A 13,126-nucleotide genomic window follows, 5' to 3' on the forward strand; every position below is an offset into this window, starting at 1 on the left:
AGACACGCCTTTCGCGCTCCATCAGCGCACGGTAGGACGTCCCCACCCGACAGCACCAGCTACTCGCGCCAGCGCCAGTGGACCTCGCGCGGGTCGTCCTCGTCGCCGTCGGTCATGTCGATGACCCCGCCGTCCGCGAGGTCGCCATCTACGACGTCCGCGCCATCACCGTTGATGTCCGTGGCCGCGACGTCGCCGTCATCGTCTCCCTCGGCGCCCACAGCACGCGTGATCTCCACGTCCAGCACCCGGTCCGCGAGCTCCTCCACGACCCCGCGCCCCCATTCGGCGACGAGCACCGCGTCGTCCAGGTCGGCGTCGATGTCCAGGGACTCCAGGGTGTCCAGGACGTCGTCGCGGGAGAGCTGCTCGCCCGGCGCGATGGACTCGGCCACCCCCTCGCCGAGCAGGCGGTAGGCGTCCATGTGCAGCAGCCGAATGCCGCGCGCCCCGGGCTTGTGGGTGCGCACGATGGTGAAGGTCGGCGACTGCACGCGCCCCTTGACCGCCAGCCCTTCGGCAATACCCTGCGTGATGGTGGTTTTGCCCGCCCCGAGTGGCCCGGTGAGGATCACGACGGTGCCCGCGGCGAGCTGCTCCCCCAGATCGCGGCCGATGGCACGCATGTCTTCGGGGGTCCGGGCATGCGCGTGCCCCTTTACCTCGCCCAGGTCCACCCCGCTGCCAGCCTTAGCGTTCGACAACGTGTTCCTCGCCTTCCACGTCCACGACGACCCGCTGGACGCGTGGCCCGCGCGGCATCGTGACGATCTCATAGGGGATGGTATCGGCAGCGGCTGCCAGGTCCTCCGCGCCGGGCTCCCCTGCTGCCGGATCGCCGAAGATCACGGCCCAGTCACCTGGCTGCACGGCCTCGGCGGCAGCGCTCTCGGCGGGCCCCAGGGCGACGACGAACTGGTCCATACAGATCCTCCCGACCTGTTGGTAGCTCTCGCCGTTGATGCTGACCTGCATCTTTCCGGACGCCGACCGTGGCACCCCGTCCGCGTAGCCTGCGGCGACGACGGCGGTGCGCGTGTCCTCCGGGGCGGTCCAGATGCCGCCGTAGCTGACGGATTCGCCCTTCGGGACGACGCGGGTGGTGATGACCTTCGCGCGCATGCTCATCGTCCGCTGGAGGGGCAGGACGTCCGGTAGTCCCGTCACGGCGTTCTCCGCCGCCCCGGTGGGGGTTCCGCCTGCCACCGGGTCCACGCCGTAGACGCCGAGGCCAGGGCGCACGAGCTCGTGGTGCATGTCCGGGCGGGTCAGCGTTGCCGGGGTGTTGGCGATGTGGTTGCGGGGCACTGCCATGCCCGCGGCCCGGCAGTCGGCGATGGCTTGCTGGAAGCGCTGGTGCTGCCGGTCGGTCACGGCGCGCTGCGTGTCCTCATCCGCGGACGCCAGGTGCGTGAATACCCCGTCCACCGCGATGAGGCCCTCCTTCTCTGCGGCGGCGAGCAGCGCCATGGTCTCCTGCCACTCGGCCGGGCTGATCCCGGAGCGGGACATGCCGGTATCGGCCATCACGCCGACCACCGGGCGTGCCTTGCCCTGCCAGGAGCGGGCCTGGTCGATGAGGCTACGGGCGTGTGCCAGGGAGGGCACGCCCAGGATCAACTCGGCGCCAAAGGCCGGGCTTAAGTCCATGGCTGGCTCCCACATCCAGGCGAAGATGGTGGCCGGCTCGCCGTCCTTCACCGGGCCCTCGTCGCGAAGCAACAGAGCCTCCGGGACAGTGGCCACCCCCAGCACGGCCGCGCCATGATCCAGCGCGGTCTGCGCAATACGCAGCGCGCCGTGGTTGTAGCCATCGGCCTTCACGACCGCCATGAGTTGGGCAGGCGCGACGAAGTTCGCGAAGAAGCGGGTGTTGGTGGCCAGTGCTCCCAGGTCGACGATGAGCTGGATAAGCTCGCCGTGACCCGTTTTGTCCTTCGGGGTGTGGGTCATGGCCTTAAGGCTAGTCGCCGTCGGCTTCTTCATGCGCGTACCGAAGCGCGACGGCGACCACGGCATGGATGCTCTCCACGATGTCGGACGCCGAGATCGGCGCAACGCCCTCCGGGGTCTCCGCAGCACGGAGTGCCGCCACCGCGTGCACCGCCACCGCGCCCAGGATGCAGTGCAGCAGCGGGGCCTCTTCGGCCGCCGCAATCACAGCACCGGCGATGCCCGCGAGCACGTCCCCGGAGCCAGGGGTGGCGGACCAGGAGTGGCCTGCGTCCACGCCCCAGGCGACATCGCCATCAGAGACGATGGTGTGCCGCCCCTTGAGCAGCACCACAGACTTGGTCTCCCGGGCCAGCCAGGCGCACGCCGTGCGGCGGCGGTCGAAGTCCTGGTCGACGGCCGCGGCCTCGGCCTGCTCCTCGTTGCCCAGCGCCCGCGCGAGGACGGCGAACTCCCCGGCGTGTGGGGTCAGGACGGTCGCCCGGCCGGTGGTGCGGCGGTTGATAATTCCGCGCAGCAACTGCGTGTTCTTCGCCGCCAGCTGCAGCGCCGAGGCGTCCAGCAGCAGGGGTTCGGGCTGGCGCACCAGCCAGTCCAGGATGTTCAGCGCTTCCGGCGACTCCTCGTCGATACCGGGGCCTGCGACCCAGGCCTGCACCCTCCCGGCCTTCTCCGGGCGTGGGGCGCTGACCACCTCCGGCAGGGCCAGGGCGATCAGGCGCGGGTCCACGGGGCCTGCGTAGCGCACCATGGGAGCGGTGGATTTCACCGCCGCCTTGAGCGCCAGCAGCGCGGCCCCCGGGAAGGTATCGGAGCCGGCGAAAATACCCACAACACCGGCGTATTTATCCTCCAGTGGTTGCGGGGAGGGCCAGACCTCCCCGGCCGCGACCAGGCAATCGCGTGCGGCGAGCAACTCGCCGGGCGGGGTGTCGTCCAAAAAATTCGGCATGGGGCGAAGCTCCTGTGTGGTGAGTGGTGAGTTAATGCCGGAGTAGCCCGGGCGCCCCGAGGACTACTCCACGGTGACGGACTTGGCCAGGTTGCGCGGCTTGTCGATGTCCTCGTTGCCGCACTGGCGGGCGATGTCCGCGGCCAGGAACTGCAGCGGGACGGTGGACAGCAGCGGCTGCATCAGCGTGCCCGTGGCCGGGATCTCCAGCAGCCAGTTGGCGTACGGGCGCACCGCCTCGTCGCCCTCCTCCGCGATGACGATCGTCTTCGCACCGCGGGCGCGGATCTCCTGGATATTGGACACGATCTTGGAGTGCAGCACCGGGCGGCCCGTCGGGGACGGGACGACGACGACCACCGGCAGGTCGTCCTCAATCAGGGCGATCGGGCCGTGCTTGAGCTCACCGGCGGCGAAGCCCTCGGCGTGGATGTAAGCCAGCTCCTTGAGCTTCAATGCGCCCTCGAGCGCGACAGGGAAGCCGACGTGGCGCCCCAGGAAGAGCATCGTCTTCACGGGCCCGAGCTCCTCGGCGAGCTGCTCGATCGGCTCGGCGAGCTCCAGGGTCTTTTCGATCTTGGTGGGCAGCTCGGCGAGGGTGTCGTAGATGTCACCGATCTCGTCGGGGTACATCGTGCCGCGTGCCTGGGCGAGCGCCAGGCCGACCACGTAGTTCGCCGCGACCTGGGCGAGGAAGGCCTTGGTGGAGGCAACGCCGATCTCCGGGCCGGCGTGGGTGTAGAGCACCGCGTCGGATTCGCGCGGGATCTGGGAGCCGTTGGTGTTGCACACCGCCAGCACGCGCGCCCCCTGGGTCTTGGCGTGGCGCACGGCCTCCAGGGTGTCGGCGGTCTCGCCGGACTGGGAGACGGCGACGACGAGGGTCTGCTGGTTCAGCACCGGGTCGCGGTAGCGGAACTCGGATGCGACCTCGATCTCCACGGGGATGCGGGCCCAGTGCTCGATGGCGTACTTCGCCAGCAGCCCGGAGTGGTAGGCGGAACCACAGGCGACGACGTAGACCTTCTGGATGTTGCGGAGGTCGTCGTCGGAGAGGCGCTGCTCGTCGAGGACGACCTTGCCGTCGACGAAGCGGCCGGCCAGGGTGTCGCGGACGGCGGCGGGCTGCTCGTGGATTTCCTTCATCATGAAGGAGTCGAAGCCGTCCTTCTCGGCGGCCTCCTGGTCCCAGTCGATGGTGAACGGGCTGCCCTCGGCGGGGGCGCCGTCGAAGTCCATGATCTCGTAGTTATCAGCGGTGATGGCGACGGCGCTGTCCTGGCCGAGCTCGACGGCGTTCTTGGTGTGGGCGATGAAGGCGGCGACGTCCGAACCCAGGAACATGCCGTCCTCCCCGACCCCGACGATCAGCGGGGTGTTGCGGCGACCGGCGACGATGAGGTCCGGCTCGTCAGCGTGGGTGAACAGGACAGTGAAGGCACCTTCCAGGCGACGCAGGACGGCGAGCGCGGAGGCCTTGACGTCCCCGGCGAACTCGCCCTCGTTGTACTCGATGGCGAGCAGGTGGGCGGCGACCTCGGAGTCCGTGTCCGAGACGAGTTCGATGCCGCGGGCCTCGAGCTCGTCGCGCAGGGCGGCGAAGTTCTCGATGATGCCGTTGTGGACGATGGCGGCCTTGCCGTCGAAGGAGAGGTGCGGGTGCGCGTTGACGTCGTTCGGGCGACCGTGGGTTGCCCACCGGGTGTGCCCCAGGCAGGTGTTGCCGGTCAGGGTGTCGCGGCCGATGATGTCGATGCGCTCGACGAGGTTGCTGAGCTTGCCCTCGGCTTTTTCTACGCGGATACCTTCTGCGTTATTGACGGCGATACCGGCGGAATCGTAGCCCCGGTACTCCATCCTCTGCAGTGCATCGAGCCCGATTTCCAGGGCTTGGTTCTTTCCTACGTATCCAACGATTGCGCACATAAATGGAAACGATACACGCCTGCTTGGCCCATGCGGAAGCACTTTCTACTAGTGTGAGTTGCGTGGCTGATAGTTTGAAAAACCTCGTTCCAAGGCTCGGCAAGCGTGGCCCGCACCGGGTGCTCACCGGCGACCTGAATTTCGCTGGCATCCCGGGCCGCGTATACACCCCTGCCGAGGGCAAGGGCATCCCGGGCATCGCGTTCGGACACGACTGGCGGGTGGGCGCGAAGGCCTACCACGCAACGTTGCGGCACCTTGCGAGCTGGGGTTTCGCCGTGGCCGCTCCCGATACGGAGCGCGGCGTGCTGCCGAACCACCGTGGCTTCGCCTCTGACCTGGAGACCTCCCTGCAGATCCTGGCTGGCGTGAAGCTGGGTCAGGGCAACGTGACGGTGCACCCATCGAAGCTGTACCTGGCTGGTCACGGCATGGGCGCATCGGCGGCGGTGCTGGCGGCAACGGCCCGCGAGTACGTCAAGGACAGCTTTGATTCTTATGGGGACAAGCCGACCCTGGCTGGTGTGATGGCTGTGTACCCGGCTGATGCGAACCCGAGCCCGTACGACGCCGCGCAGCACGTGGACGCCCCGGGCCTGGTGCTCTCCCCTGGTGGTATTCACGCCGCCCCGTCCGGTAACCCGGAGCGCCTGGCCGCGAACTGGCAGGGCGAAGTTGTGTACCGCCGGATGGATAAGGCCTCGCAGGCCGGTTTCCACGAGAACTACGGTCGCCGCCTAGTGATGGGCTCCGGGCTGCCAGAGTTCTCGGCGCAAGAGATGGTGCGTGGCCTGATGACTGGTTTCGTGCTGGCTGATGAGTCCCGGAAGTACAAGGCTTTCCGCGACCCTCGCGCGGAGCTGAAGGACACCAGCGTGAAGGATCAGCTGGAGCTGTACCGCGAGCTGCCGGAGAACATCGACGTTGAGGAAGCACTGAGCAACATCCGGCTGGACTAGCTGGCAGCTGGGCGGGAGCGCTCCCGCCAACCGGGGGCTACTAACCCGTGGGACCTGACTGTAAAGAGTCGGGCACCACGGGTTTTCTGTTGCGCAAAAATTCTTTGCGAAGAGGGCTTGACCCTTACGCTGCGTCAGGCAGCACAATGAGGTTCATGGCTACAGAAGACACTCTCTACACCGTCGGAGAAGTAGCCGAGGCTTTGGAAATCACAGTGCGCACTTTGCACCACTGGGAAAGCCAGGGGCTCGTGACTCCGACCGAAAGAAGCTGGTCTAACTACCGCCTCTACACCCCTGAGGATGTGGAGCGAATCCAGCACATCCTGATTTACCGAGTCACTGGGATGAAGCTCGCTGAGATCAAGAAGCTGCTCGCCGGCGAATCCTCCGCTATCGAGCACCTGCGCAGGCAGCGTGAAAGCCTGATCGATCAGCGCGCTCACCTCACGGACATGCTCACCGCCATCGACGAACTATTGGAGAAGGAAATGACAAACAACAAGCCAGACCTCAACGAGATCGGCCGCATCATCGGCAACGCGAACTTCGCGGAGCACCAGGCCGAGGCCAAAGAACGATACGAAGGTACCGACGACTGGCAGATCAGCCAGCAGCGCACCAGCAACTGGGACGCGCAGGACTGGGCTGCTCACAAGGAAAAGTTCGACGCTGTGGACGCCCGGCTCGCCGCAGCGGTGGCTGGTAGCGTCGCTCCGGATAGCGACGAAGCCGCCCAGCTGGTCGCCGAGCACCGAGAGGTGCTGAGCGAGTTCTTCCCGGTCAGCTATGCAAAGCACTACCTGATCTCCCGCGGCTACATCACCGACCCGCGGTTCACGGAGTACTACGAGCGCCAACAGGAAGGCCTGGCGCAGTGGCTCGCCGACGCGATCGAGCACGTCGCCGCTGCACATGGCGTAGACCTCGAGAACCCGGAATGGGCATAAGCTAAAGATAGACAGCCATCACAAAGAACATGTGGCGTTAACCCCGGGGCACGCTTGAGCTTCACCATCTCAAGCTTGATGCCACGTTCCTTCAGGTCAGGCAGGCTAGCGCCGAAGCGCCCTAGAATCGGACACTATGCTTTTCGACGACCTCCCGCGTGACGACGCCCGCATCACCCCTGGCGTCGTACACCTTCCGGGCTGGCTCGAGCTTGGGCAGCAGGCCGCGGTCATCTCCCAGCTCCGCGAGGTCGCCCGTGAGCTGGCAGGCACCCCGTTGAGCATGAGCCGCCCGCAGCTGAAAAGCGGCCGCATGCAGGTATTCATGCTGCACCTGGGCCGCATGTGGGTGACCGAACCGACGTACCGCTACGTCACCCACGTCGCAGGGCATCGCGTGCCCCAAGTGCCGAAGAACCTCGCGGAGATCGCTAGGCAGGCATTGGCCAGCGCCGCGCGCTACGACGCCGCTTTGTCCGCCTGGGCGGAAACCTTCCGGCCCGACATGGCGCTGGTCAACTACTATCCGCCCGGCGCGAGCATGGGGATGCACCAGGACCGCAACGAGAACTCGCTGGCACCGGTCGTCTCGCTGTCCATCGGTGATGAGGCCCTGTTCCGCATCGGGAGCACCGAGACTCGCAACCAACCGTGGGATGAAGTGACCCTGATCAGCGGCGACGTCATCGTCTTCGGTGGACCGAAGCGCCTGGCCTTCCACGGTGTCCCCCAGACCAGGCCCGAGACCCTCCCCGACGGATGCGGACTCAAAGAAGGCCGGATCAACATCACCTTCAGGCAGTTAGATGACCGCTAGCTGCGCCTAGGAGGAACCCGCTTGGCGCCCCTAGTCGAAGAGGTTCGCGGGCACGCACCAGCCGTTGCGCTTGAGGTCCCGCTCCGCCAGGCCCGGGCCGGGATGACCGGCCCCCGCCCGGTGGCTCGCAGGCTCTTCGCTATCGACACCCGCGGCACCAGCCGCCCGATCCGCGGCCTCCCGGCCACCCGCAGTGCTGGCGTCGAAGCCCCCGTGAGCGCTCTTGCCGTCCTGCCCCGCCTGGGCTTGGCGTTCCACGAGCTTCTCCAGGGTATCCCGGTGCTGGGACATCTCACGCTCGAAGGCCGTCGCTGCCTCATCCATGCGGGCGAGGAACTCCCCCATGATCGCCTCGTACTTATCGCGGTCTACCACTGCCCGCTCCTTTCAATCCCCACCTCATAGGTCCGTTCCAGGGTGATCCCGGTAGTCGCGGGCTTCACCGCGGGTGAGCCTCCGGGCTCAGCATTCACCCCACCGATCGCCCCATCGCCGGAAGCATGGAAAGCCTGCTCTGCCTGGGCGGTGCCCGCGCCCTCGGCCAGCCAGATATCCGGGCTCCAGGCCGCCACCTCGGCAGGCTCGACGTCCTGCGGCAGCGCCCCGGAGGTCTCCAGTTCGACGACGGGTGCCTCATCACCCGACTGCCCCTCCCCGCCGTCCGTCGGGGTTCCTCCTGCATCGTGGGCCGCAGAATCACCGTTGCCTGGATCTGCCGCGTCAGCCTCAGGACTCGGGGCTTCCTGGGGCTGTGGTGGCTCCTCCGTCTGTTCCGCTCCGGCTGCCGAATCCTCGGCCCCTGGGGTTCCATGTTCCGGCGAGTCCGTGCCGGCCACCGGCGCGGCGTCCTGCCCCTCCGGGCTGCCCTGAACAACCGCACTGCCCTGCTCCGGCTGCTCACCGTGGCCACCGCCGGCGTCCTGTCCGGTCACCGCCTCCAGCACCGCGGGATCGGTGGTGCTGAGCTGTACCTCCCCCTCGCTGCCAGCCACGGCCGCTTCGCAATCCGCGACCAGCTGATCAGCCGCCTCGGTGAGCGCCTTGTTGCGGCGTTCCAGCTGCTCACACACCGCGCGCTGGGCCGAATCCCCCATCGCCTTCAGCAGCTCCGGCGGGCATTCCGGCAGCGCGATGCGGGATTGCTCCACCTGGTCCTCGAAGCGGGAGACGATCCGCTCCACCTCCGCGGCGGTGTGCTCGCAGAGGTTGCCGATGAGCTCCGTGGCACCCCGGCCGGACTCCGCAACATGCACCAAGCCCTGGTCGTACTGCTGCTGCGCAGCACACGCTTGGGCTAGTTGCACGCCCCCGCAGCCCGCAAGATCCTTCGGGTCCGCCTGGAGCACCGGCGGTGGCGTCCTGAACAAAAGATGGGCGGCGGACTGCAGGGCGTCCGGGTCCAGGCCGCGGGTGAATCCAGCGGCGGACTCCGCGGGCCCCACCGGAACACCGTAACTGGCCAGCTGCTTGATGGCGCGCTCCACGCGCTGCTGCTGCCTCATCGGAGCACCTCAGTAATCACGCCCGCCGCAGTGTGATCGGCGTCCTCGGCGTCCCGGGCCAGCGTGGAAGCTGCCCGCGCCTCCGCTGCGACCTGCTCAGACTGGCGTTGCCGCAACTCATGCAGCTGCGCGAGCACACGCTCGACGCGGTGCCCCTGCGCGCTCAAGCCCTCCCCGAACGCGCTGGCTGCGATGTCTGGCCGCTGACCTGCCAAAAGTTGCGACCAAGACTGCTGGTGGCGCCCCAGCAGCTCCGCGTATTCGATCAGCTTCTGCGGCTCCACCGCAAGCGACTTCGACCCCTCAGACACGTCCCCCGCGCCCCCCTTCGCGCATCGCGCCCAACGCCTACCGGTCGTGGCCGGCACCGGGCAGCAAAAAACCTTCCGCCCTATTAGACAACGCCACGGGGCGAAAGGTTCCCGAAAATCCGAAATCCGCGGGGCTTCGTGGGCACGTGGCGCGAACCCCAGGCCCGGATGCAACGCCTACGCGCAGACTGAGCCCCGGCCCGCGCCCGGCTACACCTCGGCGACGACTGCGGCCAGCTGGCCGGCGATCTTGCGCGCCGTCGCGGAATCCGCGGCCTCCACCATCACGCGGAACAGCTCCTCGGTGCCGGACGGGCGCAGCAGCACCCGGCCGGTCTCGCCGAGCTCCTCCTCCGCCTTCGCGATGGCCTGCTTCACCCGCTCGTCACCAGCGATGGCAGCCTTATTGGACACCGGCACGTTAATCAGCGTCTGCGGCAACACCTGCATCGCGGACGCCAGCTCCGCCAGCGTCTTGCCCGTCGTCGCCATCCGCGCCATCAGGAACAGCCCTGTGAGCAGGCCGTCCCCGGTCGTGCCGTGCTCCGGGATCACGATGTGGCCGGACTGCTCGCCGCCCAGGGAGTAATCCCCGGCGCGCAGGTCCTCCACCACATAACGGTCGCCCACCTGCGTCTGCCGCAGTGTGATGCCGTTGCGCTCCATCGCCAGCTTCAGCCCGAGGTTGGACATCACCGTCGCGACCAGCGTGTTGCGCTTCAGCTCACCGCCGTCCTTCATCGACAGCGCGAGGACGGCCATGATCTGGTCCCCATCGACGACGTTGCCCTGCGCGTCCACGGCGAGGCACCGGTCGGCGTCACCGTCGTGCGCCAGGCCCAGGTCCGCACCATGCTCGACGACAGCCTTCTGCAGCTGGTCAATGTGCGTGGAACCAACACCGTCGTTGATGTTGTAGCCATTCGGCTTATTCGACACGGCGACGACCTCCGCGCCCGCGGCCTCGTAGGCCATCGGGGCGGCCTGGTAGGCCGCGCCGTGGGCGCAGTCCACCACGACCTTGATGCCGTCCAGGCGAGTGTGCACCGCCTGCTGCAGGTGGTGCAGGTAGCGGTCCAGCGCGCTGTGGGACTGGTCGAAGACCCGGCCGATGGCCGCACCGGTGGGGCCTTCCTCCGGGAGCTTGCCCATCTCCTGCTCGATCTCGTCTTCGATCCTGTCCTCGAGCTTGCGCCCACCGATGGCGAAGAACTTGATGCCGTTATCCGGCATCGGGTTGTGGCTCGCGGAGACCATAACCCCCATGTCGGAGCCATAATCATCGGTCAGGAACGCGACCGCCGGGGTGGGCAGCACGCCCACGTCCAGCACGTCCACACCCTGCGAAGCCAAGCCTGCGGACAGGGCAGCGGTGAGCATCTCCCCAGACACGCGCGGGTCCCGGCCAATGATCGCGGTCGGGCGGCGGTCAGTGGACTTCTTTTCCGTCAGTACCCGGGCCGCCGCCGCGCCCAGCCGCATTGCCAGCGGGGCGGTCAGCTTCTCGTTAGCAAGGCCACGGACACCGTCGGTTCCGAACAATCTTCCCATGGCTCAATAGCTTACAAGAGGCCTGCGACACCGCCGGGTTGCGGCGCGAGCGGGTGCGGTGGCGCACCAGAGAACGGGCCTCGACCAGCTAGGACGTCGTCGTCTAACTACTGGGAAGAACCGACGCCGCCGTCTGCTACCAGCGGCGATCCGCCTGGTCGAAGAACTCCCGCTCGTAGACCGCAGCGTTGAGGTACGCGGACGTCGCCGCCTCCCGCTCCTCCTCGCTCGCCGCCTCGAAAGCCGCCTCGGTGCGCTGGATCGCCTCCCGCGCCCCGGAGAGGAACTCCTCGTCAGCGTAAGTATCCAGCCAGGCCTTAAACGGGTGGGCGTCGTGATTCGCCCGCGTCAGCTCCAGCCCGATCTCCGCGTACAGCCAGAAGCACGGCAGCACCCCGGCGACCCCGCACACATACGGCTCCACGGCGGCCGTCGCGACCAGGAAGTTCGTGTACGCGAGCGTGACCGGGGACGGCGCCACCGGATTCGCGGACGCGTCCTCGATCCCACGGCCCTTCAGCCAGGAACGGTGCAGCTCTGCCTCGCCCTCGATGCAGCCGGCCGCGGAGTTCGCCCACATCACCTGGCCCGCGGAATCCGGCGCCTTGGTGGACAGCTCCGCCAGCGCGCGCGAGTAGCGGTTCAGGTACAGGGCGTCCTGGGCGAGGTAGAAGTTGAAATCCTCCTCCGGCAGTCGCCCGGAAGCCAGCCCACGGATGAACGGCAGCTCCATGATCTCCTGCCACACCTGGCCCGTCAGCTCCCACAGACGGCGGGTGTGCGGCCCCGCCGGTTCCAGGTGCGGGGTCGGGGCGGCGGCGTAGCCCTGACCTTCCGGCAGCTCGCCACGCAGGTGCGGCCAGATCTCGCTGCTCGCGACCTGCTCGAGCCGGCGGGAACGGTGGCTGTGGTCGACGGGGCCGAAGCCGGTGCCGTCGCCGACCTGCAGCTTCTCACCGTTCTCGATCGCCTCGTGCAGCCAGCGGGTCGACCAGCGCAGCGCGGTCCCGGCGTCCTCGCCGAGCCCCATGCGGGTGGCCAGCGCCGAGGAGAGGCTGCAGCCGGTGCCGTGGGTATTGCGCGTATCGATGCGGTAGGTCGGCACCCGGTCCACCCGCCCGTCCGGGTATACGACGGCGTTGTCCGCGCGCTCCCCGCTGAGGTGGCCGCCCTTGACGATGACGATGGTGTCGTTCTCCCTGGCGAGCGGCTGGGCCTGGGCGACGGCGGCGTCGTAGTCGGTGGCGGCGTTCTTCCCCGTCAGGACGGCGAGCTCGGGGACGTTCGGGGTAATGACGTCCACGTCCGCAACCAGGCCGCGCACCGCGTCCTCCGCGTCCTCCTCCAGCAGGCGGTGACCAGAGCTGGAGACCATGACCGGGTCGAGGACGACGACGGGCGCCAGGTTCTCGCGCAGCGCCTCGCGGACGAGGGCGACGGTCGCTGCGTCGCCGAGCATGCCGATCTTGATGGCGTCGACGGTGACGTCCCCGAAGATGGAGTCGAATTGCTTGCGGACGAAGGCGTGGTCGATCTCCGCGATGGCCTGCACGCCGTGGGTGTTCTGGGAGACCAGGGCGGTGATGACGGACATGCCGAAGCCGCCGGCCGCTGCGATGGACTTCAGGTCCGCGGTCTGGCCCGCGCCACCGGTGGGGTCGGTGCCCGCGATGGAGAGCACGCGCGGGATCGCGGGGGTTGGGTTGGCGTTGGCGGTGTTCGCGGTCGCGTCGCCGCTGGTACCGGGCTGGTTGGACAGTGTGGAGTGTTGCATGGTGCGAGCATCCCTTCGCTAGTACGAACTAGATCAGGTTCTTAGGGTGTGTTCTCAGCGGCCTCGACGGCTGGCGGCGAGTATCTGCCACCTGCGCATTTGCGCGGATTGCGGGCGGTCAGGGCCGCACCCCTTGCGGTATTTTTGACCTGTGGCTCCACAGCCTAGCAACTGTCGGGCTGAGGTTGGTCCGGGCTAGGCCGGATCGTTCGTTGACCGCGGGTGTGTCCCATGCCTGCAGCCGCACCGATGCCCGCAACTGCCCCCAAGCCCGCAACTGCCCCCCAATGCCTGCAACAGCACCTCCCCAGGGCTGCACCCACCCCAGGAACGCCGAAACCCCCGCCCGGCCGATGAACTGCTCCCCATTAGTTGGACTGAGAAATCAGTTACCGACTAGTGGGGAGCAGTTTCCATTGAGAGCACGAAGT

12 protein-coding genes and 1 riboswitch are annotated in these 13,126 nt (G+C 67.7%); of the genes, 3 read left to right on the plus strand and 9 right to left on the minus strand.

Going from position 1 to position 13,126, the window contains the following annotated elements; translation table 11 throughout:
• Positions 1-59: 59 nt before the first annotated feature.
• From tsaE to glmS, 4 genes are all read right to left on the minus strand, one after another.
• Positions 60-704: a tRNA (adenosine(37)-N6)-threonylcarbamoyltransferase complex ATPase subunit type 1 TsaE gene (tsaE, locus tag QP140_RS03350; RefSeq protein WP_284758130.1), complete on the minus strand. Its 645-nt coding sequence runs from the start codon at positions 702-704 to the stop codon at positions 60-62.
• Complete coding sequence (gene alr, locus QP140_RS03355; protein ID WP_284758131.1) at positions 691-1,953, minus strand: alanine racemase; 1,263 nt, start codon at positions 1,951-1,953, stop codon at positions 691-693. The genes tsaE and alr overlap by 14 nt, the downstream gene beginning before the upstream one ends.
• Positions 1,954-1,963: 10 nt before the next feature.
• Positions 1,964-2,905 carry an ADP-dependent NAD(P)H-hydrate dehydratase gene (locus QP140_RS03360; RefSeq protein WP_284758132.1) on the minus strand — a complete coding sequence of 314 codons (942 nt, stop codon included), beginning with the start codon at positions 2,903-2,905 and terminating at the stop codon, positions 1,964-1,966.
• A 63-nt stretch (positions 2,906-2,968) separates the two neighbouring features.
• The gene (gene glmS / locus QP140_RS03365; RefSeq protein ID WP_284758133.1) at positions 2,969-4,831 is read right to left on the minus strand and encodes a glutamine--fructose-6-phosphate transaminase (isomerizing); all 1,863 of its coding nucleotides are present in this window, start codon (positions 4,829-4,831) and stop codon (positions 2,969-2,971) included.
• Positions 4,832-4,833: 2 nt separating this feature from the next.
• Between glmS and QP140_RS03370 the strand changes: the two genes are divergently transcribed.
• From QP140_RS03370 to QP140_RS03380, 3 genes are all read left to right on the plus strand, one after another.
• Positions 4,834-5,790 carry an alpha/beta hydrolase gene (locus tag QP140_RS03370; RefSeq protein ID WP_284758135.1) on the plus strand — a complete coding sequence of 319 codons (957 nt, stop codon included), beginning with the start codon at positions 4,834-4,836 and terminating at the stop codon, positions 5,788-5,790.
• A gap of 155 nt (positions 5,791-5,945) precedes the next feature.
• The gene (locus QP140_RS03375; protein ID WP_284758136.1) at positions 5,946-6,740 is read left to right on the plus strand and encodes a MerR family transcriptional regulator; all 795 of its coding nucleotides are present in this window, start codon (positions 5,946-5,948) and stop codon (positions 6,738-6,740) included.
• Between the two features lie 136 nt (positions 6,741-6,876).
• The gene (locus QP140_RS03380; protein WP_284758138.1) at positions 6,877-7,557 is read left to right on the plus strand and encodes an alpha-ketoglutarate-dependent dioxygenase AlkB family protein; all 681 of its coding nucleotides are present in this window, start codon (positions 6,877-6,879) and stop codon (positions 7,555-7,557) included.
• 30 nt (positions 7,558-7,587) lie between these two features.
• Here QP140_RS03380 and QP140_RS03385 read toward each other — a convergent pair whose 3' ends face one another.
• The 5 genes from QP140_RS03385 to QP140_RS03405 form a co-directional block, all read right to left on the minus strand.
• The gene (locus QP140_RS03385) at positions 7,588-7,932 is read right to left on the minus strand and encodes a hypothetical protein (protein WP_284758139.1); all 345 of its coding nucleotides are present in this window, start codon (positions 7,930-7,932) and stop codon (positions 7,588-7,590) included.
• Positions 7,926-9,059 carry a hypothetical protein gene (locus QP140_RS03390; protein ID WP_284758141.1) on the minus strand — a complete coding sequence of 378 codons (1,134 nt, stop codon included), beginning with the start codon at positions 9,057-9,059 and terminating at the stop codon, positions 7,926-7,928. Before QP140_RS03390 ends, QP140_RS03385 begins: the two co-directional genes overlap by 7 nt.
• A complete protein-coding gene (locus QP140_RS03395) occupies positions 9,056-9,370 on the minus strand; it encodes a hypothetical protein (RefSeq protein WP_284758142.1) in 315 nt (104 codons plus the stop codon). Before QP140_RS03395 ends, QP140_RS03390 begins: the two co-directional genes overlap by 4 nt.
• Positions 9,371-9,580: 210 nt before the next feature.
• Complete coding sequence (gene glmM / locus QP140_RS03400) at positions 9,581-10,921, minus strand: phosphoglucosamine mutase (RefSeq protein WP_284758144.1); 1,341 nt, start codon at positions 10,919-10,921, stop codon at positions 9,581-9,583.
• Between the two features lie 136 nt (positions 10,922-11,057).
• Positions 11,058-12,695, minus strand: a complete 1,638-nt coding sequence (locus tag QP140_RS03405; protein ID WP_284758146.1) for a bifunctional hydroxymethylpyrimidine kinase/phosphomethylpyrimidine kinase — start codon at positions 12,693-12,695, stop codon at positions 11,058-11,060.
• Positions 12,689-12,839: riboswitch (TPP riboswitch) on the minus strand. (Overlaps the previous gene by 7 nt.)
• Positions 12,840-13,126: the final 287 nt, after the last annotated feature.

This window comes from Corynebacterium sp. UMB9976 (assembly GCF_030212265.1).
Lineage (GTDB): Bacteria > Actinomycetota > Actinomycetes > Mycobacteriales > Mycobacteriaceae > Corynebacterium.